Origin of the sequence: Halorhodospira sp. 9621, assembly GCF_022228055.1 — a bacterium.
GTDB lineage: Bacteria > Pseudomonadota > Gammaproteobacteria > Nitrococcales > Halorhodospiraceae > Halorhodospira > Halorhodospira halophila_A.
The window spans coordinates 1-1047 of sequence record NZ_JAJNRD010000089.1 but is presented as its reverse complement, the minus strand read 5'-3'; the positions used below and the strand labels follow the sequence as shown (position 1 = coordinate 1047).

Sequence of the window (1047 nt, the reverse complement as noted above, 5' to 3'; positions counted from 1 at the left end):
GTTGCCGAGATTGAACAAACCCATGGTTGGCCTCGTCGGTACGCTGCGGTCCGTGTAGCGGCCGGATCCGGGGCCGGGCTGCGCAGCGGCGCAGCCGGCTAACTGGCTGCGCTGCGCGCCTCGCGCGTGGTCCGCGAGGGCGCCGGCGGATCAGGCGGGAGCCGCCGCCCCGAGGCGCGGCCAGAGGTCGCCCGGCGGCACGGTGATCCCCTCAGCCATCCAGGCGCGGACCTGGCGGCAAACGGCCTGCAGGATCACCCCGGTGAGCTCCTCGATGCGCCCGGTGCGCTCGGCGAGGGGGATGAACTCGCCCGGCGAGATCCATCCGAGTTTCGGGTCGTGCCAGCGGGCGAGGGCCTCCATCCCGGTCATGGCGCCGGGGGCCAGGTCGAAGCGAGGCTGGTAGTGCGGCTCGATGCAGCCTTGGTCCAGCGCCTTGTCGAGGCGCTGGACGAGATGGATCTGCTCCGAGACCCCGAGCCGGCCGGTGCCGTTCTGGACCACCCGGACCCGGCCGGCGCCACGCTGGTTGCCGGTGAGTAGGTGGAGGAGGCTGGTGAGCTCGTCGAGGCGCTCGCCGTCATCGGGCGCCTGGACCACGCTAACGGCGACGGTGGGACGGATCTGCTCCATGCCGGTGGTGATCGGCTCCTGGAGCGCCGCCGCGGCGCTGGTGCCGATGGCCTCCGGATCGCAACCGGGGGCCGCGGCCGGCGCCCAGACCAGGAGCTCGTTGGCCTCCCAGTGCCCGAGGCTGGCCTGTTCCGGCAGAGCGGCCCGGAGCCGGGCAGCGGTGGCGGCGAGCAGCCGGTCTGCCGAGGCCGTCTGGCGACTGGCGCGCAGGCCGGCCGCATCCTCAAGGTAGATGCTCATCAGGGCGAGGGGAGCAGGGTGCTCCCCCTCAGCGGCGGCCTCGCGGAGATCTAGGCCGCGCACCTGCCTCAGGCGCTCCTCCTCGCTGATCTTCGTCTCCATGGCGGGTCTCGGCGTCTCTGCCTCGGTCGTGCCCCCAGTTTATGCCACACATGCTACTTAAAAAGGCTGGAG

General features: G+C 72.1%; 1 protein-coding gene. It reads right to left on the bottom strand.

Annotated features, from left to right (window positions below):
- Window positions 1-150: 150 nt before the first annotated feature.
- Window positions 151-975 carry an EAL domain-containing protein gene (locus LRF89_RS13200; RefSeq protein ID WP_238637365.1) on the bottom strand — a complete coding sequence of 275 codons (825 nt, stop codon included), beginning with the start codon at window positions 973-975 and terminating at the stop codon, window positions 151-153.
- Window positions 976-1047: the final 72 nt, after the last annotated feature.

Excerpts from the sequence above, each read along its gene's own strand:
- LRF89_RS13200 (WP_238637365.1), bottom strand. The coding sequence starts at position 975 with ATGGAGACGAAGATCAGCGAGGAGGAGCGCCTGAGGCAGGTGCGCGGC.